This is a genomic window from Kitasatospora griseola (genome assembly GCF_014648555.1).
Taxonomy (GTDB): domain Bacteria; phylum Actinomycetota; class Actinomycetes; order Streptomycetales; family Streptomycetaceae; genus Kitasatospora; species Kitasatospora griseola.
On the sequence record NZ_BMRI01000008.1, the window covers coordinates 276,730 to 281,162 of the forward strand.

Consider the following 4,433-nt stretch of genomic DNA (forward strand, 5'->3'; position numbering starts at 1 on the left):
AGGGAGCAGCGGCGCTGCGCGCCACAGTGGTCTTCAACCTGGGCGTCCTCGGCGCCCTCGCGTCGGACCGCTTCGCGGGCCGGGTCGAAGCGCTGGGGATCAAGCCCAAGCACGCGGCCCTGCTGGCCGCACTGGATGACGGATCGGCCGCGTCCCAGCAGGAGTTGGCGACCCGCCTGGGAGTCGTGCCGAGCCTGATCGTGGCGCTCGCGGACCAGTTGCAGGAGCTCGGCGCAGTCGAACGCGTCCGCGACCCCGAGGACCGCCGCCGCCAGATGCTCACCCTCACCGCCGAGGGCCGTCGCCTGCTCGCCCGCTGCGCCGAGACCGCCGAGGCGGTGGACGCGGACCTGACCGACGGCCTCACCCCCGCTCAGCGCACCGCCCTCGCCCGCCACCTGCGCACCCTCGGCGAGCGGCAACTCCCGCACTGAGCAGGCGAGCCGGCGGCCGATCAGCCGCGGAGGCGCCGCCGTTGAGCTCGGGAATCCGGCTTGCCAGGGTGACGGCCGCCGGGGATGCTGACCGAATGCCTGGTCAACGGAAGAGAAAACGCCGGCAGCAGGAACGCGTTCAGCAGCACGCCGCCCGCTTCGCGCCCGAGGCGGGCAGCTGGACGCTCCTGTTCGCCACCGGTGACGCCCGCGAGTTGAAGGCCTACGTCAACGAACTCGTGCTCGCCGAACCGGACTTGCGCTCCGACGAGCTTCGGATCGACGCGCCCTGCAGCCGCGACGGCTCCCCGCCCCACTACTCGCTGAGCCGCTTCATGCCGCACCCTGCGCCGGAACCGCACCTCGCGCCCGAGCCGGACCACCAGCCCGCCGAGGGCTGAGGCCGAACCGGCCCACCGGCCAAGGCCGTTCACCCCGCCCGCCGGGCCGACCTGCCGGCGCCCAAGCCAGGCCGACCCCTGCCGGCACTCAGGCCAGGTCGAGTTCCGCCCGTGCCTCCGCCACCCAGCGCCGCACGCCGTGCGCTTCGCTCTTCTCGGCGAGTCGGCCCGCCTCGGCGAGCAGCTCCGCGGAGATCGCCGCGGCGCTGCACCTGGGCGAGGCACGGTGAAGACCCATGTCCGGCGCGTGCTAACCAAGTTGGGGGTGCGGGACCGGGTGCACGCGGTGGTGTTCGCCTTCGACCACGGCCTGGTCCGGGCCGCCGCCGAGCAGTGACAACCGGGCCCGCGAGCCGTTCAGCGCAGTTCGGCTGCCGTCCACTCCGCCCGGTACTCGTCGAGGATGGCCTTCAGGTGGTGGCCGATCTTCAGGTAGTCGAGGTCGTCGAGGTTGGCCAGCGAGACCCGCACCGACCATTCGGGGCCGTCGAAGCCGCCGCCGTTGAGCAGCACGACGCCGGTCTGTTCGGCGAGCCGGAACAGGGGTTCGGTGGGCTCGTAGGCGGTCTGCAGGTAGGCGGCGAACGCGGCACCGGAGGTGCGTTCGGCCTCGGCGAGCAGGTCGAGTTCGACGTAGTAGCCGGCCCGCTCGGGGTCCTGGGAGATCTTCATCCCGGAGCCCTCCAGCAGCAGTTCGAGGCGCTGGTGGACGATGGCCTGCACCTTCGCCTTGTACGCCTTGCCTTCGGGGAGCAGCCCGAACAGCGAGAACAGCGCGAGTTGGGCCTGCTGGGGCAGCGAGAGTCCGGCGGTGTGGTTGAGGGCGACCTGTCGGGAGTCGGCGACCAGGCGGTCGATGAAGCGGATGCGGCCGGGGTCGAGGCTGAGCCGTCCGTAGCGGGCGGCCAGTCGGTCCTTCTCGGCCTGCGGGAGTGCGGCCAGCGCGTCGTCGACGACGTTGTCGCGGTGCAGGCCGATGAGGCCGAGGCGGTGGCCGGTGCAGCCGTAGTGCTTGGAGTAGGAATAGACGAGCAGGGTGTTGCGGGGCAGGTCGGCGGCGAGGCTGCGGAAGTGGTCGACGAAGGTGCCGTAGACGTCGTCGGTGACGATGATCAGCCCGGGGTTGGTGCTCTCCACGATGGACCTGATCTGGTCGGTGACCCGCTGGGAGAGCGCGAGCGAGGGCGGGTTGCTGGGGTTGACCAGGCAGACCAGTCTGATCGAGGGGTCCGCCAGCTTGGCGACCTCCTCGGTGGGGTAGCGCCATTCGCGGACGCCGGCCTCGGCGAAGGAGGAGGCTTCGATCCGGACCACGTCGAACTCGTAGGCGTCGAGTTCGGGGATCTCGATGTAGGGCGTGAAGACGGGCACCATCAGGGCGATCCGGTCGCCCTTGTGCAGCAGGCCGTTCTGCACGAGGGAGTCGAAGATGTAGCACATGGCGGCGGTGCCGCCTTCGGTGGCGAACAGGTCGAGGCGGTCCGCGGGGGGCCGGCGGTCCATCAGTTCGTCGCGCAGGTAGCCGGCGGCGATCTGTTCGACGGCGGTCAGCATCCGGCCGGGGACGGGGTAGTTGTCGCCGATCGCGGCGTCGGCGAGTTCGTGGACGAGGGCGTCGCGGTCGAGGTCGAAGCGGTCGACTGCGAGGCTGAGGCAGGCGGAGAGCAGGTCGATGCCGGGCAGTTCGGGGTGGCTTCGGGCGAAGCGGTCGTAGCGGGCGGCGATGCCGATCCGTTCGGGCATGCCGCCGAGGTTGTCGGCGGTCCAGACCCGGCGGGATTCGGCGAGGGCGAAGTGACCGAGCGCGAGCATCGCCTCGCGCGGGCCGGTGCAGATCCAGTTGGGGTTGCCGCGCCCGGCGTTGAGCATGTGGGCGGTGCTCTTGCCCTTCTGGCCCGGCCGGTCGGCCTGGTAGTGCTCGGCGAGCCGGACGAACTCGCTCTTGAGCTCGAACGGGCTGAGCCGGGAGAGCCGGTGGATCTCCTCGCGGCTGATCGACGGCTTGGTCATGGGTGGCGTCTCTCCTAGCGTTCGGGTCAGCTGTCCGACTGCCGCCGACGGGGGCTCAGAGCCCGACCAGGCCCACCAGTACCGGACCGGTCAGCGGCAGCAGGAAGTTGGAGATGGTGTACGTGATGGTGTAGCCGAGCATCGGGACGCTGCTCTGCGCCACGTTCCCGATGGCGGTGATCGCGGGGGTGGAGCACTGCTGGCCGGCGATCGCGCCGATCAGGATCGGCGGTTCGATCTTCAGCAGCCTACGGCCGACGAACAGGCCGAGGAAGGCGGGGACGGCGACCATCAGGATGCCCGCGGCGGGCAGCAGCACCGGGTACTGCTTGAGCAGCGGGCCGGCGTCGGGGCCGGCGGCCATTCCGGTGACGGCGATGAACATCGCCAGGCCGAGGTCCTTCATGGTCTGGGCCGCGACCGGCGGGTAGGCGCCGAAGGTGGGTCGCAGCGAGCGGGCCCAGCCGAAGACCAGCCCGACGATCAGGCAGCCGCCGCCGGTGCCGAGCGTGAGGTTGACGTCGCCGAAGCGGACGTTGACCTTGCCGAGCAGGACGCCGAGGCAGATGCCGAAGGAGAGGTAGATCCAGTCGGCGGTGTCCTGCCGGACGGTGGCGCCGACCCGGCTCGCGAACCGGTCCAGCTTGGTGGGGGCGCCGACGACGGTGAGCGTGTCGCCGATGTGGACCTCGGTCTCGCCGACGGCTGGCAGGTGGTGGTCGACGCGTTGGATGTCGGTGAGGAAGACGCCGCCGGTGGCCTGGCTGTCGCGGTCGCGGACGTCGTTCAGCGGGTGCCCGGCGACCTGCTTGTTGGTGACCACGACCTGACGGACCGCCAACGCCCGGTCGAGGCCGGGTGTGCTGGTCTCGGGGCCGAGTTCGTGGCCGGTGTCGATGACGGCGGACCGGCGGCCGACCACCAGCACCTGGTCGCCGCGGCGCAGCACCGGGTCGTCGTCGGGGTCGAGTCTGCGCCCGCCCCGGCTGATCGCCTCGACGGTGATCAACTGTCCGGAGGCTTCCTGGAGTCGGCTGATCCGGGCGCCCTCGCCCTGGGACACCAGGTAGGTCCGGCCGACCAGTGCGGGCAGCGAGGGTTCCTCGCCGGCCTGGTGGCCGGCGTCGCCGCCGCGCATCTTCTCCCACAGCTGCCGGGACGCGTCGGCGAGGTCGATCCGCATCAGCATCGGGAACAGCTGGCTGGTCAGCAGGACGATGCTGATCAGGCCGAACAGGTAGCAGACCGAGTAGGCGGTGGCGACGTGCGCCTGCAGCTGGGTGGTCTGCTCGGCGGTGATGCCGGGCAGTTTGGCGATGGCGTCCTGCGCGGTGCCGACGGCGGCGGACTCGGTGGCCGCGCCGGCCAGGATGCCGGCGGCGGTGCCGACGTCCAGGTCGAAGAACGTGGCGAAACCGAGCGCCATCACGATGACGACCACGGCCTCCATCAGGGAGAGCACGCCGAAGCGCAGACCGCGGGCGTTCAGGTTGGCGAAGAACTGCGGGCCGGCGATGTATCCGAGCGAGAAGATGAACAGCGCGAACGCGACGTTCTTGACGTCGGCGTTCACCGAGACGTGCTGCGC

Annotated in this window: 6 protein-coding genes; 3 read left to right on the plus strand and 3 right to left on the minus strand. The window is 71.0% G+C overall.

Annotated elements, in window-relative coordinates; all coding sequences use genetic code 11:
- Both IEZ12_RS13650 and IEZ12_RS13655 read left to right on the plus strand, forming a co-directional pair.
- A partial coding sequence (locus IEZ12_RS13650) for a MarR family winged helix-turn-helix transcriptional regulator (RefSeq protein ID WP_229847507.1) occupies nucleotides 1-434 on the plus strand: 434 nt, incomplete at its 5' end.
- A 95-nt stretch (nucleotides 435-529) separates the two neighbouring features.
- A complete protein-coding gene (locus IEZ12_RS13655) occupies nucleotides 530-835 on the plus strand; it encodes a hypothetical protein (RefSeq protein ID WP_189272284.1) in 306 nt (101 codons plus the stop codon).
- An 88-nt stretch (nucleotides 836-923) separates the two neighbouring features.
- Here the strand turns inward: IEZ12_RS13655 and IEZ12_RS40790 are convergent, their stop codons facing one another.
- On the minus strand, nucleotides 924-1,073 hold the full coding sequence (locus tag IEZ12_RS40790) for a hypothetical protein (RefSeq protein ID WP_444542891.1): 150 nt from the start codon (nucleotides 1,071-1,073) through the stop codon (nucleotides 924-926).
- A 9-nt stretch (nucleotides 1,074-1,082) separates the two neighbouring features.
- On the opposite strand from IEZ12_RS40790, the gene IEZ12_RS40795 reads away from it, so the two are divergent.
- Nucleotides 1,083-1,172: a hypothetical protein gene (locus tag IEZ12_RS40795; RefSeq protein ID WP_444542892.1), complete on the plus strand. Its 90-nt coding sequence runs from the start codon at nucleotides 1,083-1,085 to the stop codon at nucleotides 1,170-1,172.
- A 20-nt stretch (nucleotides 1,173-1,192) separates the two neighbouring features.
- On the opposite strand, the gene IEZ12_RS13665 is transcribed toward IEZ12_RS40795, so the two are convergent.
- Nucleotides 1,193-2,845, minus strand: a complete 1,653-nt coding sequence (locus tag IEZ12_RS13665) for a bifunctional aspartate transaminase/aspartate 4-decarboxylase (RefSeq protein ID WP_189272285.1) — start codon at nucleotides 2,843-2,845, stop codon at nucleotides 1,193-1,195.
- Nucleotides 2,846-2,900: 55 nt separating this feature from the next.
- The coding region (aspT, locus tag IEZ12_RS13670) for an aspartate-alanine antiporter (RefSeq protein ID WP_229847508.1) at nucleotides 2,901-4,433 on the minus strand (1,533 nt) is incomplete at its 5' end.

Coding starts and splice junctions, on each gene's coding strand:
- IEZ12_RS13655 (WP_189272284.1), top strand. CDS start 530: ATGCCTGGTCAACGGAAGAGAAAACGCCGGCAGCAGGAACGCGTTCAG.
- IEZ12_RS40790 (WP_444542891.1), bottom strand. CDS start 1,073: ATGGGTCTTCACCGTGCCTCGCCCAGGTGCAGCGCCGCGGCGATCTCC.
- IEZ12_RS13665 (WP_189272285.1), bottom strand. CDS start 2,845: ATGACCAAGCCGTCGATCAGCCGCGAGGAGATCCACCGGCTCTCCCGG.